The following is a 14936-nucleotide window of genomic DNA, read 5'->3' as shown; positions in this document are numbered from 1 at the left end:
TTCATTGTAGCAATGATTATCGGGAAATCCGCGATTGTCAGCGCGCCAGTACCGGATACGCAACAGGACGGTTCAAGCCGGCACGGGGCGCGAGGTCGGATCGAAGTCGCGCCAGTCGCCGGCGGCGATGGTTCCTTCAGCACGCTCGAGATTGCTGGCGCCGAGGCTGCGCAGCACGTCGAGCGCCTGCTGTTCGCGGGCCTGGTCGGCCACTGCCACGGCTATCATCATGCCGGATTTGCGCGGCGGGATCATGTTTTCGTGGCCGTCGCGCCCTTCTTCGGGTTCGCCCGCATCCTTCATTTTCGACAGCGAGAACAGCGAACCGACGTGGGCGCCCACCAATGCACCAACTACCGGGCCCAGCGGACCGGCGATCGGAATCGCCGCGCTGCCGGCCACCGCGCCGGCGACGGCACCGGCGCCGCCGCCCTGCACCACGCCCTCGTCGCTTTCCTTGGCGCCCGGCGATTTATCCTGGTCGCCGCCGAGCTCGTGGACATCGTGCTGGCCCTGCGGATTGACGTAAAAGGCGCTGATATCCTCGTCGGCAAAGCCTGCCTGCTGCAAGGCGGCGCGGGCCGCAGCGATCTCGTCCTGGATCTGGAAATGTCCTGCGATGATGTGGCTCATGCTGTTCTCCCTGTGGTCGGGCCGCAAGCGGCGATGGCAGCAATATGCACCCGCACCCACCGGGAGTCGGTGCGCAGGCGCACCCCGGCAAAGCCTAATGAAGGTTGAAGCTGTAGCTGATCTCGCCCGGCTCCAGCTGGACCGGGGGCGGCGGCGGTGGTGGCGGCATCCACTGGCGCGGATCGACGCGGTAGTATTTGAGGAACTCGGCAAACAGCTCGGCATGGTGCTCGGCCATCTGGTACGGCTTTTCGTAGAAAGTTTCGGTGGCGACCGCGAAGAATTCGGCCGGATTGGTGGCGCCGTAAGGGTCCATCACCGTCTCCTGGCGATACATGGCGCGCATGCGCAGGCTGTCGTAGTTGCGTTGCAAGATTTCCGACCATTCGCGGTAGCTGGCCCGGTTACCGAGGTACGGGGCGCCGTTGGCGCGGCCCGATTCGCTGTCAAGCTGGTGGGCAAATTCGTGCAGCACCACGTTGTGGCCGTCCGTCCAGTCGCCGGCGCCGCGCTGCACATCGTCCCACGACAGCACCACGCGGCCATCGTCCCACGATTCGCCCAGCATGCTCTGGCGCCCCGGCGTGACCACGCCGCCAGGGCCGATTTCCGCCCGTTGCGCAACGAATTCGGACGGATACACGAGCACCGTGTGCAAGGCCGGATAGACCTTGGTGTGTCGGTTGAGCAGCAACATGCACGCCTGGCCGGCGATGGTGACGGCGATTTCGTCGGTCATCTCCAGCCCTTCGCAGCCGACAAATTTCTTTTGATGCAGGAACTGCACGACCAGCTTTTGCAACTGCTGCTGCAACTCGGCTGGCATGCGGAGATAGACAGGGATATTACGCTGCAAGATAGCCTGCGCTTCGGCCGATAACGGCCGCGCCAGCAATCGGCGCAGGCGCCAGCGCGGGTAATACAGCGGGAGCGCTATGGCCAGCAGCGTGAGGACTATCCAGATCAAGGCTTCCATGTACAGCGCATCCGTAAAAGTTCAGTGATGCTTAAGTGAGGACACTTGCCCCTCTTTCAATACATCTGCAACGCAAACATTCCGAAATGCAAAAAGCCGGGACGAACCCGGCTTTTTTGGATGCACCGCCGAAATTACTCGGCAGCTTTTTGCTGCGATGGCGCCGAGCCGAACAGCGCGGCAACCAGCGGGTCGCGCATCACCGGGCCACGGTTAACGCGGATCGCGTAATGGGTGTCATCGGCCAGGATGTGGAAGTGGCGACCGCTGCCGGCCATGGCTTGCTCGCGCAGGCCTGGACGTTCCTTGCGCGGTGGCGCACCTTCGCGTTTAGGCTGGACGATGGCGGCCAGGAAGGCGGCGACACGTTCCGGATCCGGCGTGAGCTGGTACACAGCCTTGCCCAGGTAGGTAGCGGTGCCTTCGACGTAACGCGCCAGTTCGATCACGCCGGCTTCGCGCAGGTCGCGGATGTACTTGCGAGCGCCCGATGGCGAAAACTTGAGGAACCAGGCGATTTCATCGGCCAGCATTTCGTGCATGGACAGCTCGGCGATGAGCTTTTGCATGTTTTCAATACGGCGCAGGGTGGCGGAAGTGGAACGCACACGCTCGATCGAGGCCATCGACAAGCCGGGTTTGCGGTCCAGTGGCACGGGACGCTCCAACAGCTTGCTGGTGGTCGATTGCATGTCGAGCGACGCTTTCATTTCGTTCTGAACCAGGGTTTGGGGTTGTGCGTGCATGTGTACACTCCTTAATAACAAATTGCCGAGATTGGTTTTGCCGGGATATTTGGCAGCGGAGGCTGTGTGGTTGAAGCACATCGTTTATCAAGCGCCACAGTCTCTGCATCTGACGCCAGAATGCCTTTTTGCCGCGCACCAGTCTGTGCGGCAACGAACATTAGCGGCGAAACCCGAACAATGAATATAGGACACCCCCCATTTCGGGAAGTTGCATGAATTGCCCGATCAAATCCACAATCTGTGTTGAATTTGATACAGCACAATCTTTTGTGCGGTAGCGTACTGAATGAACTGACTATTTTGCATAAAGTTCGTTCCTAGCAGCGGTGAACAAAACACAGCTGACAACGAAACATCGAAACATCCTTCATTAATCGGGAGCTTACCTTGAATAAAACTAAGAAAATCGCCCTCGCCGCAGCAGCACTGTGTGCGTCGTTCTCCGCCATGGCTCAAGAGCCGGTCATCAACCCGTCGTGGTATGTCCAGCCTAGCGTCAACGGCATCAAACCGGACGACGACTTCGGCGTAGACCGTCGCGGCCCGGGTGGTGGCCTGAAGTTCGGTAAGGCAGTCAACGAAAACTGGGACGTGCAAATGGGTGGCACCTACGCCCGTTCGAAAGACAATGGCGACCGCTACCAGCAGCAAACCCTGGGCGTTGACGGCCTGTACCTGTTCTCGCGTAAGTCGTTCCGTCCATTCATCCTGGTCGGCGCCGGTGTCCAGCGCGACAAACTGGCCCTGGCCGGTCAAAACGAGATCTCCAAGAACTCGCCTTACATCAGCGCCGGTCTGGGTTTCCAGGCTGACATGAACGAACGTACCACGTTCCAGGCCGACATCCGCAACGTGCACGGCTTCCTGCGTGACGACGTGTTCCCACGCACCGACAAGAGCAACAACCTGTACCTGACCGTGGGTGTGAACTTCGCCTTCGCCGCGCCACCACGTCCGGCACCACCGCCACCACCGGCACCAGTCGTGGCCGAACCACCACCGCCACCACCAGCACCAATGCCACCACCGCCACCACCACCGGTGCGCATGGAAAAAGTGACGATGTCGGCCACCGAAATGTTCGGTTTCGACAGCGCCAAGCTGAACCCGAACCAGCCTAAACTGGACGAGATCGCGACCCTGCTGAACAACAACCCTGGCATCAACGATGTGACCATCGCCGGTTACACCGACCGCCTGGGCGCCGAGAGCTACAACCAGAAACTGTCCGAGCGCCGTGCCAACTCGGTCAAGGAATACCTGGTCGGCAAAGGCGTTGCAGCCAACCGCCTGAGCGCCGAAGGCCGTGGCGAAGCGAACCCTGTTGTCACCTGCGACAACAAGCGTAAAGCTGACCTGATCAAGTGCCTGGAGCCTAACCGTCGCGTCGAGGTGGAACAAATCACCATCGAACGTCGCGTGAACTAATTCACTCGGAAGAGCCCCGCAACTTCGGTTGCGGGGCTTTTTTTTTACTCATGAGAAAAAGAGATATATTTTCGGTGCTGAAATGTACCGTTTCCGAATGGTTTTCGCACCGCGCCGGCAGCATGGGCGCGGCGCTGGCGTTCTACACCCTGTTTTCCATGGCGCCTATCCTGGTGCTGGTATTGGCCATTGCCGGCTGGTTCTATGGTCCGCAGGCGGCGCAGGGCGAGCTGTTCGCCCAGCTCAACGGCCTGGTCGGCCAGCAAGGCGCGGAAGCGATCCAGCTGGTCTTGGCCGGGGCAAAAAACAAGGAAGAAGGTCAACTGGCCACCATCATTGCGTTTTTCCTGCTGATCTTTGGCGCCACCACCGTGTTTGCCGAACTCAAGTCCAGCCTGGACGTGATCTGGCAGGTGCCGCCGGTGACGACCAGCACGGCATGGGACGTGATCCGTACCCGGCTACTGTCGTTCGGCATGGTGCTGGTGCTGGCATTCCTGCTGATGGTGTCGCTGGTGGTCAGCGCCGTGTTGACGATCATCCAGAAATACTGGGACCGGATCTGGGTCGATGCCGGCGAAGCGCTCACCGGCATCAACTACGCGATCAGCTTCCTGGTGATTGCCGCCTTGTTTGGCGTGATCTTCAAGATGCTGCCGCGCGTAAAGCTGTCGTGGCAGGATGTGAGCATTGGCGCGCTCGGTACCGCTGCCCTGTTCACGCTAGGCAAGTTTGCCATCGGCGCGTATATCGGCAATAGCGGCGTGGCCAGCAGCTATGGCGCGGCCGGCTCGGTGATTGCGCTGCTGCTCTGGGTGTATTACTCGGCGCAGATCTTTTTCCTGGGCGCGGAATTTGCGCGGCAGTATGCCTTGCAACTGGGCAGCCTGAAAGACAAAACTTCGGCGCCATGACAAAAGGGGCGCCGGCAACGCCAGCGCCCCGTCGTCGCAGCAACCGCCCTACTCTCCCAGCAGTTCGGCCACCACCTCCATTCCTTCCACCCGCTCGGCCACGACCTTGACGATCACGATCACGGGTACGCCCAGCAACAAGCCCCAGACGCCCCACAACCAGCCCCAGAACAGCAAACTGACGAACACGGCAGCAGCATTCATGCGCGCGAAGCGGCCCGTCATCCAGGTGGTGATGATGGTGCCCACCAGGGTGGCGATGGCCAGCGAGGTGCCCATCACCAGCACGCTCATCTGGATCGACTCGAATTGCAGCAGCGCCACCAGGCCCGTTGCCAGCATGATCAGCAGCGGCCCGAAATACGGCATCAGGTGCAGCAAGCCGGCCACGATGGCCCAGGCGCCGGCATTTTCCAGGCCGATCCAGCGCAGCGCGATCCACATCATGACTGCCAGCATGCCATTGGTGACCAGCAGCATCAGCATGTATTTCTGGATCGACGTATTGATGTCTTCCAGGATGTGAACCGTGATTTTTTTCTTCGATAATGACGGCCCGGTAAGCTTGACCAGCTTGCGCTTGAAGGTGTCGCCTGACAGCAGCAGGAAAAACACCAGGAAGATCACCATGGTGGCCTGGCTCAGAAAGCCCATCAGCCCCATCGAGCCTGCCCACACCCAGTTCATCAAGGGGAACTCGGGCGACGTCGCCGGGATGGCCTTGCGCGCCGCGCGCCGCTCCTGGGCGCCTGCGGTGGCCTGCTGCAACTCGGTGGCCACGGCCTGGATGCGCTGCAAGGCGCTCGATCCACCGTGCAGGCGTTCGCTGACCAGCTTCGACAGCTTGTGGCCGGTGCTGGGCAGCTCTTCGACGATGGCCTCGAACTCGCCGTGCAGTTTATCGACCGCCATCACCGACCCGCCCACGATGGCCGCCGTGATCAGGGTAGCGGCAATGGCGCGCGGCACGCGCCGGCGCGTCATCCAGCCCATCAGCGGACTCAGGGTGTAGCTGATCAGAATGCCCAGCAGCAGGGGAACCAGGAAATTGCGCGACCACTGCAGGGCCCAGACGAAGGCGACGGTGGCAATGATGCCCAGCGCGAGACCGCGGGCGTTGACATGGATGGGGAAACGCTGAAGCACACCGGGGTCGGCTGCGCTACTCGATGCCGGGCTCGCCGTGAGGGTGGCGGGAGGAAGATCTGCGGGCTGCTGGCTCATGATGACTCACAATGAAATTACGGCGCGACATACCGAAGCATGTCGCGCCGATCGCGTTCGCCGTTGCCGGAAACCGGCAACGGCAAACCAGCGACATCGAGCGGAATTACTTCACGCGGATATCGTTCTTGACGGACGAAACGCCTTTGACGCTACGCGCCACTTCGCCAGCTTTGGCAACGTCGGCAGGCTGGGCCACGAAGCCGCTCAACTGCACCACGCCCTTGAAGGTTTCCACGTTGATTTCGGTGGCTTTCAGGGTAGGCTCGTTGACGATCGCAGCTTTCACTTTACCGGTGACGATGGTGTCATCGACGTATTCGCCGGTGCCCGACTTGGTGGCGGTCGAAGCGCAACCAGCAGTTGCCAGCAGCGAGACGGTGAACAGTGCGGTAGCGATTTTGTGGGCGATTTTCATGGTGGTTCTCCTTGGTGTTTTGATCGAATCAGTTTGTCAGCCGAGCGACGCCGTACGGTTGTTTGGTCGTCGCTGCTGCCGATGGAAACGTTTTACGCCCATCGCGGCAAGGACTCTGTACGGTATCGTACACACACTGAAATTTGGCAAAGTCACCACATTTATTCCACGTAATTACTTGGTGCGAAAGCGCACAGACCGGTATGCGCAGCATGATTATTCTGGATTCATTACTTTCAGGAGGACAACATGAATTCGAACCGCACCCTTGCCGCTGTCGTACTTGCCGCCACCGCCGTACTGAGCGGCTGCGCCACCAGCAACCAGAATCCAGGCTACGGCCACCAGACCGGCTACCAGAACGAAGCAGCCAGCTATGGCACCATCGAATCGATCCAGGTCAGAACCGTCGAGGGCAAAGGCAGCGGCGCTGGCGCCGTTGCAGGCGGGCTGGTGGGCGCATTGCTGGGCAACCAGGTGGGCTCGGGCAGCGGCCGTGCCGCAGCCACCGTGGCCGGCGCAGTCGCTGGTGGCGTGGTGGGCAACAACGTCGAAAACAACCGCAACGCACCGCGCGATGAATACCAGATCAGCGTGCGCATGGACAACGGCGACTACCGCCTGGTGAACCAGGACAGCGTTTATGACCTGCGCGTGGGCAACCGCGTGCGCCTGATCGACGGTCGCCTGTACCGCTATTAATTTTTTCCGATTATCGCGATCATCCCGATCAATAACTCAAACTTAAGGGGAATACCATGGGCACCATCATTCTGATCATCCTGGTCTTGTTACTGGTGGGCGCATTGCCTACCTGGCCGCACAGCCGCAACTGGGGCTACGCACCGAGCGGCATCACCGGCCTGCTGGTCGTGATCCTGCTGATCATGCTGCTGACCGGGCGCCTTTAAGTTAAGGGGAGCCGGTCATGACGCCTTTCCAGACCCTGAAATGCGGCGCCGTGCTCGCCCTGTCCTGCGCGGCGTTTGCCGCGCAGGCACAAGACTATACGCCTCCGCAAAACATCCAGCTGCAACAGCAGGAAATCGCCAAGGGTGATCCGGCCCGCTGGCACCACGAAGACGTCACGCCTGCGCAAAAAGAGCGCACCCTGCGCAAGGAAATCGGCGCAGCCCTGGCCGAAGCCAAGCAGGCCTGTGCAAAGGGGCCCGCCGCCGAGCGGGCCAGCTGCCTGAAGCAGGCGCAGGATACCTATCGCCACGACATGGCACGCGTGACGGCGGTGCTCGCCGAGAACGAACCACCGCGCCAACCCTGATTTTTGCTCCGTTAAAAACATTCGGGCCCGTCAGCGAATATCGCTCACGGGCCCGATTTTTGTCGATCTGGCAGCCGCTCGGCTGAAGAATCAGCCAGTGGAGCGCTTGCGCTTGAGCAGCCACGCCACGCCGACGCCGGCCAGCGCCGCCACACCGAGGACCGGCTTGATCAGGCGCTTGCGCGCCAGGAACGAGCCGACCGTGATGGCGTACGGCATCAGCGCCTTGTAGTTAAAGTTGCTCAAGCCGCCCGGCTGCATCAAGCCGCCCAGGCGGGCCTGGGCCAGGCTGACCGCGTGATCAACCGCGCCATGCATCAGCGCATCGGGACGCATGGCTTGCGCCACCAATGCCTTGGCGTGGACGACCTTGATGCGATACAGCTCGCCCTCGCGGATCAAGCGCTGGATGTCGGCCGCAACCGGATCATGTGCCTGTTTGCTCATCTGCTCTCCTTACATCAACATGTCGCGGTCGGATTTGAGCTCGGCCATGGTGGCCGGCATCGACAGCTTGCCGGCGTTGATCAGGCCACGCGCGTACATGATCAAGCCTATCGCCAGCAGCAGGAAGAAGCCCGCCAGGATCGGCAGGATGAGCCAGCCCAGCGCGTTCCACGCCAGGTAACCCACCATGACCGTAATGCACGCCAACGCAAAACAGCCGGCCACCAGCGCGACGGCAAACGCGACCACCAGTTGCAGCAAGTGATTACGCACCTGCGACAGCTCGAGGGCAGCGAGTTCCAGCCGCGTCAGCAGCAGGCCCATGCTGTTGCGGGCGATGTTGCCCAGCGACGCAATCAGGCCGGGCGGACGGTTCACTTCGTCAGCTTGCGCCATCGGTTACTTACGGCCGATGATCACACCGACCAGCAAACCGATGCTGGCTGCTGCTGCGACCGAGCGCCATGGATTGTCCTTGACGTAAGCATCGGCCTGCTTGGCGGCTTCCTTGCTGGCAGCCACGGCGCTGATTTGCGCTTCGTGGGCTTTGGCCAGTGCGGAGTCGAGGGCACGCATGCCACGGCCGCGCAGCTCGTCGGCTTTTTCGCCGGTGAGCGCGGTGGCGGCGGTGAACAATGCCTGAGCATCCTTGACCAGAGTTTTCACGTCGTTATTCACGGTGCTGATATTTTGTTCCAACATAATGATGCTCCTGTTATGGTTGTGAGAAGTGAAAACTGTACAACAAATTCACCAACTGGCCTAATCGCTTATTCAAGCAGATCGCGCATATCGTCCGCGTGCTCTTCTTCCACGGCCATGATGCTGATCAAAAGGTGGCGCGTGGTCGGGTCGGTATCGCCGATTTGCTCGATCATTTGACGATAAGACTCGATGGCGACGCGCTCGGCGATCAGGTTAGCCTTGATCATCGCTTGCACGTCGTCCGATGCATCATACTCGGCATGGCTGCGTGCGAGCAACGTTGCAGGATTGAAATCAGGCTGACCGTTGAGCTGAACGATGCGTTCGGCCAGCGAATCGGCGTGTTCCTGTTCCTGGGTAGCGTGCTCGAGGAACTCGGCCTTGATGGGGCCGTTTTGCAAGCCACTGACCGTGTAGTAGTGGCGCTTGTAGCGCAGAACGCAGACCAGCTCGGTAGCCAGCGCGTCGTTGAGCATCTTGATCACTGCCTCGCGGTCGCCCTTGTAGCCGGCCGTCACCGGGCCGTCGAGCATATTGCGTGCTGCTTCGCGGATGGCTTCACGATCGATGCCTGCCGGATGGGTGGGATTGGATTCAGCCATGATGAATAGTCCTTTTCAAGAAAAAATACGGGATTAACGACGGTTGGTGATCGGTGCGCCGTTTTGCGACAGCACGATTTCCACGCGACGGTTGAGTTGGCGGCTGGCAGCGTCGTTATTGCCGGCCACGGGGTAGGCGGCGCCATAACCCTTGGTGGAGATCTTGTTGCCTGGCACACCCATGCCGACCAGCGCCTGGCGCACGGCGTCGGCGCGGCGCTGCGACAGGTCGAGGTTGTGCGACGAACTGCCGGTCGAATCGGTAAAGCCTTCGATCAGCACCATGCTTTTCGGTTCCTGCGCCAGCACGTCGGCCAGTTTTTGCGCGGTGCGCATGCCTTCGGCGCTCAATTCGGCCTTGTCCACGTTGAACAGCACGTCGTTGAGGGTAATTACCAGGCCGCGATCGGTTTGCTTGGCTTGCAGATCGTTCAGCTGCTGCTGCAGCGCTGCAGCCTTGGCCTGCTCGTCGCGCGCCGATGCTGCGGCTGCGTCCGCCTGCTGGCGAGCAGCATCGGCCTCGGCCTTGGCGCGCTCGGCAGCCGTGCGGGCCTTGTCGGCTTCGGCGGTACGCGCTTCCAGGCGCACTTCGTCACGCTGGCGGCCCGCTTGCGCCACGTTGGCTTCGGCCTGGCGCTGCTTGGTCACCTCTTGTGCCACGGCGATTTTTTGCTTGGCGAGATAGGCCAGCTTGTCGATGTCGGCCAGGCTTTCCTTCTGGGCGGCGGCAGCGTTGGCGCGATCGAGCGCGTCGGCAGCGGCCTTGAACTCTACCGGGGCGTTGGCGGCAACGGCCGGGTTGCTCTGGGCGGCAACGAAGTCGCCGCGCGCGCCATCGAGCTCGCTGGTGGTGATCGGTGCGCTGCTGCAAGCAGACAGGACAATTGCCACGGCAACGGCGGCAGGCAGGATACGCAGTTTGGTCATCAGTTTCATGTGGGGCTCCGGATTTATTGATTATTGTTGTTGGGTATTGGCGCGATTGGCTTCTTCGCGCAGCACACGAATGCTTTGTTGCAGCTCGTCGGCAGCAGCAGTGGCCTTGGCCGAGTTGGCCTTGCTTTGCGCCAGCTGGGCGTCGGCCTGCGCTTGCGCGGCCAGGTCCTGGGCCAGCTTGTAGTCCTTGGCGGCCAGCGCCTGGTTGGCGCGCATCATTTTTTCACGGGCCGATTTCATCTCTTCCGGCGCCAGGTCGGCAGCACCGGCCGAGGTGGCGTTGGCGACAGCAGCGCGCGAGACGGCGACGTCGGCGGTGGCCGGGGTCTTTTCGCTGGCGCAAGCTGCCAGGCCCAGCAGCGCCAGGGCGCCGCAGATCACTTTGAATTTATGCTGAACGGTGTTCATTTATTGTTCTCCTTGTGAAAATATTGAACTGACAAGTAACGTTATAGGCCCATGCCCCGCCGCACTCAGTTCGGTGCCGCACATAGAGAGGCGTCGATGGCGCCGGTGCACGCCGTACGTGCGCTGGCGCACCGGGACGGGTCGCCGTGACGGTCCTGTGTAGAATGTGGCAACCTTCCCGTCGCAAACTGCCCATGTCTCCTGCTCTGCTCCGTCGCCGCTCCGTTCGTATCGTTCTTGTTGTCGCGGGCGTGGGCGTGCTCGCCACTGCTGCCGCCGCGATCGCGCTGGCAACTTATGACTGGAACAGCGCGCGGCCGTGGATCAGCCAGCGCATCGGCGAGGCGATCGATCGGCCGTTTGCCATCCGGGGACCACTGGCGCTGGCCTGGCGCCAGCAGGGGTCCGGCGCCAACCGCACCTGGCGCGATTATTTGCCACTGCCACACCTGGTGGCGCGCGATGTGCATATCGGCCAGCCGGCAGCGATGCAGGCTGGCGGCGAGTTCGCCAGCGTGGGCCAGTTTGCGTTCGCGGTGGAACTGCTGCCGCTGCTGCGCCAGCGCATCGTGGTGCCGGTACTGCGCTTCGAGCAGCCGCAACTGTGGTTGCTGCGCGATGAAGCGGGCCGCAACAACTGGACTTTTCAGCAGGATGACAAGCAGCCGGCATGGCAATTGGCGGTACAGCGCGTGGTGCTCACGCGCGGCGTCGTCAACTACCGCGACGCATCCACCCATGTCGATGCGGTGGCCACGGTTGACAGCATAGCCACTGACAAAACCTACGGCGTGGCGTGGACCCTCAAGGGCAAGTGGAACGAGCAAGCCATCAACGGCAGCGGCAAGTCGGGCGCGGTGCTGGGCCTGCAAGAGCACGCCACGCCGTACCCACTGGCGGCAAGCCTCGACGTGGGCGGCACCCGCATCGCCGCCGAAGGCACACTGACCCGCCCCGCCGCGCTTACCGCGCTCGACCTGAAGCTCAAGATATCCGGTCCCAGCATGGCGCGCCTGTACGGCATCACCGGTGTGCTGCTGCCTGAGACGCCACCGTTTTCCACCGAAGGGCGGCTCACCGGCAGCATCAACCGGACCGGCAGCCACTGGCGCTACCAGGACTTTACCGGCCGGGTGGGCAGCAGCGACATCGCGGGCCGGCTCGATTACCGCTCCGCCACGCCGCGCCCGCTGCTCACCGGCACGGTCACCTCGCAGCTGCTGCAATTTGCCGACCTGGGGCCGCTGGTGGGCGCCGATTCCGCCGCCAGCCGCGCAGCGCGCGGGGCCGAGACTGTCCAGCCGCGCAACAGGGTGCTGCCGGTGGAGGCGTTCCGCAAGGACCGCTGGACCGCGCTCGACGCCGACGTCAGGCTCGAAGCCCGGCGCGTCACGCGCGGCCAGGGTCTGCCCGTGCAAAATGTTGAGACCCAGGTGCACATGAAAGATGGCGTGCTGTCGATGAAGCCACTCAACTTCGATATCGCCGGCGGTCGATTCGCCTCGAACATCGTGCTCGACGGCAGCGGCAAGGTCGATCCGCGCGCCATCCGCGCCGAGCTCAAGGCCGACCTGCGGCGCCTGCAACTCAAGCAACTGTTTCCCAACATCGATGGCATGCGCGCCACCGTCGGCGAAGTCAATGCCGATGTGGCGCTGACAGCCAGCGGCAATTCCGTCGCCGATTTGCTCGGTACGTCCAATGGCGACTTCAAGGGCGCCGTCAGCGGCGGCAGTGTCAGCAAGCTGATGCTCGAGGAAATGGGCCTGAACCTGGGCAGCGTGGTGGTCACCCGCCTGTTCGGCGACGAGCAGGTCAAGCTCAACTGCCTGGTGGCCGACTTTGGCGTCCAAAACGGCCTGATGCGCTCGCGCCTGTTCGTGGTGGATACGGCGGAAGCAGTCATCAACGCCAGCGGCACCGTTAACCTGGCCAACGAAAAGCTCGACCTCACGCTCAAACCCGACGCCAGGAGCATGCGCATCCTGTCGCTGCGTTCGCCGATTTACGTGCGCGGCACGTTCAAGGACACCGATGTGAGCATCGACAAGGGCAGCATGGCGCTGCGCGCCGGCGGCGCCGTGGCGCTGGCGCTGGTGGCGCCGGTGGCGGCCATCGTGCCGCTGGTCACCACGGGGTCAGGGGCGTCGCCAGCGTCGCAATGTCCGGCACTGCTGGCACGCGGTCCCGCCGCTGGCAAATGAGCAGGCCGGTAAAGGGTAACAAGGTGTTTCAGGGTGCGGTGCCTAACTGAGATTCGGTTCGGCAAGAAGTATTCTTCAGCCATCGGTGCGGATGAGACCGCGCCTTCATGAGCGACCTGAGGAGAATACAATGAATACGATCAAACGAGTAGCTTCGGCAGCGGCTGTGGTAGTGGCAACCCTGAGCCTGACGGCGTGCGCCGGCATGTCCAACCAGGACCGCAACACGGCAGTTGGCGCCGGTGTCGGCGCAGTGGCCGGTTCGGTGCTGACTGGCGGCAGCGCAGTCGGCGCGGTTGGTGGCGCGGCAGTCGGCGGTGTGATCGGCAACCAGGTGCAAAAACCCACGCGTTAATCGACCGCCAGCGATGGAAAAATCCGTCATGCCCGCGCCAGCGGGATGACGGATTTTTTTATGTGTATACCTCAGACAAATACGTTGGAAATCCCGATCAAACCCTCGTCCTTGACCAGCTCGTAGCAGCGGCACGACACCGCCTCCAGCCCCGCCGCATCGAGAATCTCGATATTGCCCCGGCTATAGGAAATCAGCTTCTGGTTTTGCAAGGCGCTGGCCGCCTTGGTCACTCCCACCCGGCGTACACCGAGCGCATGCGCCAGGAACTCGTGGGTGAGATGAAATTTATCGGACTGCAAACGGTCGCGCGTAATCAGCAGCGAGCGTGCCAGTCGTGCTTCGAGCACGTGGAAGCGGCTGCACACGGCGATCTGGATCGCCTGCGCCAGCAAGGTGTCGGTGTAGCGGTGCAGCAGGCGCTGCAACGGCTCCATGCGCGCGTACACCAGGCGAAACTCGCCAGCGTCGATGCGTACCGCCCTTCCGGCGCGTTGCACCACGGCACGCACTTGCGCCAGCTCGTGGCCGAGCACCACCGGCGCCCCGATCATGCCCTCGCGCCCCACGGAGCCGACTTCGAGCGTCATGCGCCCTTCCGCCACTGCCAGCAACGACAGCAGGCAATCGAGCGGGAAGTACACGTGGCGCACGGTCTGACCTGGCTCGTACAGCACGTCGCCCACGTCCACCTTCACTATTTCTCCCAGCCTCGCCAGCTGGCCCTGTTCTTCTTCGGGCAAACTGGACAGTAAACGATTAACCAACGCACGCGTTGGGCTCCTGTCATCTTCGGCAAGGTGGTGGTGGTGGGTATGCATAGGGCTTAGCGTAACGGCAATGATTTGGGGAGTATGTACGCTGACGCACGGAAGCAAAGCCGCCCCGGCGGGACAATGTGCGGTGCTGCACATTAATGCAAATTAACTGCAATACAACACATTAAAGTCTTCTATCAGTAACTGATAAGTAACCAACAAGAAACCAAGGAACCGTCATGAATACTCCCGTCCACACACCCAAGTCCGGCCTGCACCCGATGCTGCTGATCGCCGCCGTCGCCGTCATCCTGTTCTGCGCGGTCGGCATCGCTGCCCTGATGGGCTGGCTGCCAAAATCCAACGCCAATGCCGACCTGCCGCCGGCGGTGGCCGGCCAGCTGGTACCGGGTGAACAGGCGCCCGCTGGCAACCAACAGTTAGCTGCACAGCAGTCCCAGCAAGCGCCGCTGCAACTGGCTGCGGCCAATGCGCCGCTGCGCGAATCGGACCGGACAGTTGAGCGGGCTCCCGAGCCGCAAGCGGCTGCTCCAGCCGTATGCAAGAACTGTGGCGTGGTGACCTCGGTCCGCACCATCGAGCACCGTCCGCAAGGCAGCGGCGTGGGCGCGGCCGGCGGCGCCATCCTCGGCGGCATCCTCGGTAACCAGGTGGGCGGCGGCCATGGCCGTCAACTGGCCACCGTGGCAGGCGCGGTCGGTGGCGCCGTCGCCGGCAACCAGATCGAAGGTCACATGAAGACCACCCACAGCTGGCAGGTGACAGTGCGCATGGACAACGGCACCAAGCGTACGTTCAATCACAGCACGCAACCGGCCTGGCGCGAGGGCGACGAGGTGAAAGTCATCGATGGCAAGCTGCGTTCTGCAAATTAATTGT

Annotated in this window: 20 protein-coding genes; 8 read left to right on the top strand and 12 right to left on the bottom strand. The window is 62.1% G+C overall.

What is annotated here, in order from left to right:
- Nucleotides 1-72: 72 nt before the first annotated feature.
- The 3 genes from SR858_RS06735 to SR858_RS06725 form a co-directional block, all read right to left on the bottom strand.
- Entirely contained in the window at nt 73-633 is a 561-nt protein-coding gene (locus tag SR858_RS06735; protein WP_019921979.1) for a hypothetical protein, read from the bottom strand.
- Nucleotides 634-727: 94 nt separating this feature from the next.
- On the bottom strand, nt 728-1609 hold the full coding sequence (locus SR858_RS06730) for a M90 family metallopeptidase (RefSeq protein ID WP_019921978.1): 882 nt from the start codon (nt 1607-1609) through the stop codon (nt 728-730).
- A 134-nt stretch (nt 1610-1743) separates the two neighbouring features.
- On the bottom strand, nt 1744-2355 hold the full coding sequence (locus SR858_RS06725) for a winged helix-turn-helix domain-containing protein (RefSeq protein WP_026637310.1): 612 nt from the start codon (nt 2353-2355) through the stop codon (nt 1744-1746).
- A gap of 390 nt (nt 2356-2745) precedes the next feature.
- Here SR858_RS06725 and SR858_RS06720 point away from each other — a divergent pair, with 390 nt between their 5' ends.
- Nucleotides 2746-3786: an OmpA family protein gene (locus tag SR858_RS06720; RefSeq protein ID WP_026637309.1), complete on the top strand. Its 1041-nt coding sequence runs from the start codon at nt 2746-2748 to the stop codon at nt 3784-3786.
- A 50-nt stretch (nt 3787-3836) separates the two neighbouring features.
- The gene (locus SR858_RS06715) at nt 3837-4700 is read left to right on the top strand and encodes a YihY/virulence factor BrkB family protein (protein ID WP_040377803.1); all 864 of its coding nucleotides are present in this window, start codon (nt 3837-3839) and stop codon (nt 4698-4700) included.
- A 48-nt stretch (nt 4701-4748) separates the two neighbouring features.
- On the opposite strand, the gene SR858_RS06710 is transcribed toward SR858_RS06715, so the two are convergent.
- Nucleotides 4749-5924 carry an AI-2E family transporter gene (locus SR858_RS06710; RefSeq protein WP_084669969.1) on the bottom strand — a complete coding sequence of 392 codons (1176 nt, stop codon included), beginning with the start codon at nt 5922-5924 and terminating at the stop codon, nt 4749-4751.
- 106 nt (nt 5925-6030) lie between these two features.
- Complete coding sequence (locus SR858_RS06705) at nt 6031-6342, bottom strand: BON domain-containing protein (protein WP_019921973.1); 312 nt, start codon at nt 6340-6342, stop codon at nt 6031-6033.
- Nucleotides 6343-6591: 249 nt separating this feature from the next.
- Between SR858_RS06705 and SR858_RS06700 the strand changes: the two genes are divergently transcribed.
- Genes SR858_RS06700 through SR858_RS06690 form a run of 3 tightly spaced genes read left to right on the top strand, consistent with a single transcriptional unit; the run spans nt 6592 to nt 7621 of the window.
- Entirely contained in the window at nt 6592-7044 is a 453-nt protein-coding gene (locus SR858_RS06700; protein ID WP_019921972.1) for a glycine zipper 2TM domain-containing protein, read from the top strand.
- Nucleotides 7045-7100: 56 nt separating this feature from the next.
- Entirely contained in the window at nt 7101-7253 is a 153-nt protein-coding gene (locus SR858_RS06695; RefSeq protein WP_019921971.1) for a DUF3309 family protein, read from the top strand.
- A gap of 17 nt (nt 7254-7270) precedes the next feature.
- On the top strand, nt 7271-7621 hold the full coding sequence (locus tag SR858_RS06690; protein WP_019921970.1) for a hypothetical protein: 351 nt from the start codon (nt 7271-7273) through the stop codon (nt 7619-7621).
- 90 nt (nt 7622-7711) lie between these two features.
- On the opposite strand, the gene SR858_RS06685 is transcribed toward SR858_RS06690, so the two are convergent.
- From SR858_RS06685 to SR858_RS06660, 6 genes are all read right to left on the bottom strand, one after another.
- Nucleotides 7712-8068 carry a hypothetical protein gene (locus tag SR858_RS06685; RefSeq protein WP_019921969.1) on the bottom strand — a complete coding sequence of 119 codons (357 nt, stop codon included), beginning with the start codon at nt 8066-8068 and terminating at the stop codon, nt 7712-7714.
- A gap of 9 nt (nt 8069-8077) precedes the next feature.
- Nucleotides 8078-8464: a phage holin family protein gene (locus SR858_RS06680; RefSeq protein WP_019921968.1), complete on the bottom strand. Its 387-nt coding sequence runs from the start codon at nt 8462-8464 to the stop codon at nt 8078-8080.
- A gap of 3 nt (nt 8465-8467) precedes the next feature.
- Complete coding sequence (locus SR858_RS06675) at nt 8468-8770, bottom strand: DUF883 family protein (RefSeq protein ID WP_019921967.1); 303 nt, start codon at nt 8768-8770, stop codon at nt 8468-8470.
- 68 nt (nt 8771-8838) lie between these two features.
- Nucleotides 8839-9375 carry a ferritin-like domain-containing protein gene (locus SR858_RS06670; RefSeq protein WP_019921966.1) on the bottom strand — a complete coding sequence of 179 codons (537 nt, stop codon included), beginning with the start codon at nt 9373-9375 and terminating at the stop codon, nt 8839-8841.
- 33 nt (nt 9376-9408) lie between these two features.
- The gene (locus SR858_RS06665; RefSeq protein WP_019921965.1) at nt 9409-10311 is read right to left on the bottom strand and encodes an OmpA family protein; all 903 of its coding nucleotides are present in this window, start codon (nt 10309-10311) and stop codon (nt 9409-9411) included.
- A 21-nt stretch (nt 10312-10332) separates the two neighbouring features.
- Entirely contained in the window at nt 10333-10719 is a 387-nt protein-coding gene (locus SR858_RS06660; protein WP_019921964.1) for a DUF4398 domain-containing protein, read from the bottom strand.
- A gap of 164 nt (nt 10720-10883) precedes the next feature.
- On the opposite strand from SR858_RS06660, the gene SR858_RS06655 reads away from it, so the two are divergent.
- Nucleotides 10884-12923, top strand: coding sequence for an AsmA family protein (locus tag SR858_RS06655; protein ID WP_407654688.1), 2040 nt, complete (start codon nt 10884-10886; stop codon nt 12921-12923).
- 130 nt (nt 12924-13053) lie between these two features.
- Nucleotides 13054-13278 (top strand): glycine zipper 2TM domain-containing protein, encoded by a 225-nt coding sequence (locus SR858_RS06650; RefSeq protein ID WP_019921962.1) that lies wholly within the window; start codon nt 13054-13056, stop codon nt 13276-13278.
- A 71-nt stretch (nt 13279-13349) separates the two neighbouring features.
- Here the strand turns inward: SR858_RS06650 and SR858_RS06645 are convergent, their stop codons facing one another.
- A complete protein-coding gene (locus tag SR858_RS06645; RefSeq protein ID WP_026637306.1) occupies nt 13350-14099 on the bottom strand; it encodes a Crp/Fnr family transcriptional regulator in 750 nt (249 codons plus the stop codon).
- A gap of 176 nt (nt 14100-14275) precedes the next feature.
- On the opposite strand from SR858_RS06645, the gene SR858_RS06640 reads away from it, so the two are divergent.
- On the top strand, nt 14276-14932 hold the full coding sequence (locus tag SR858_RS06640) for a glycine zipper 2TM domain-containing protein (RefSeq protein WP_019921960.1): 657 nt from the start codon (nt 14276-14278) through the stop codon (nt 14930-14932).
- The last annotated feature ends 4 nt before the right edge of the window (nt 14933-14936 follow it).

Source organism: Duganella zoogloeoides (assembly GCF_034479515.1).
GTDB classification, from domain to species: Bacteria; Pseudomonadota; Gammaproteobacteria; order Burkholderiales; family Burkholderiaceae_D; genus Rugamonas; species Rugamonas zoogloeoides.
The sequence above is the reverse complement of the archived record's forward strand: the minus strand, read 5'-3'. Positions and strand labels throughout refer to the sequence as shown.